Source organism: Variovorax sp. KBW07, from assembly GCF_003852515.1.
Classification (GTDB): domain Bacteria; phylum Pseudomonadota; class Gammaproteobacteria; order Burkholderiales; family Burkholderiaceae_C; genus Variovorax.
Genome location: NZ_QAJK01000053.1, coordinates 2,101 through 2,739, shown reverse-complemented (window position 1 = coordinate 2,739; position 639 = coordinate 2,101). Strand labels below are relative to the sequence as shown.

Sequence of the window (639 nt, the reverse complement as noted above, 5' to 3'; positions counted from 1 at the left end):
CCCTTGTAGGGCACGTGCACGCCTTCGGTCTTCGATTGCTGCCAGAACAGTTCGGCCGACAGGTGGTCCGAAGAACCGTTGCCCGAGCTCGCGAACGAGACCTTGCCCGGCGTCTTGCGCAGCAGCGCGAGCACGTCGGCCACGGTGTGCTCGGGCCGCGCGACATTCGCGACGAGCACGTTGGGCGCCTGCACGGGCACGCTGATGTAGTCGAAGTCTCTGGTGGCGTCGTAGGGCACGCTCTTCTGCAGGTGCGGCGTGACGACGAAGGCGCCCAGCGACGACACCAGCAGCGTGTAGCCGTCGGGTGCCGCGCGCTTGACGAAGCCGGTGCCGATGGTGCCCGTGGCACCGGGGCGGTTGTCGACGACGAAGCTGCCGCCGAGCCGGGTCTGCAGTTGCAACGCCAGCGCGCGCGCCACCATGTCGGTGGAGCCGCCGGCGGGGAACGGCACGATGATGGTCACCGGCTTCTGCTGCGGCCATGCATCGGCTTGCGCCGAGGCATGAAGGGGCAGCATGGCGGTGGCGGCGAGCGCGAGGCCCGACGCAAGAAGCACTCGTCTTTTCATGCGCGATTCCGATCCGCGATGCCGGTCAGTCAAGACGGAACACGCACGGCCTGGCGGGCCAGCAGCT

General features: G+C 68.5%; 1 protein-coding gene. It reads right to left on the bottom strand.

The window, feature by feature from the left end; translation table 11 throughout:
• On the bottom strand, positions 1 to 572 hold a 572-nt coding region (locus tag DBV14_RS33850; protein WP_260397006.1), incomplete at its 3' end, for a tripartite tricarboxylate transporter substrate binding protein.
• Positions 573 to 639 lie beyond the last annotated feature (67 nt).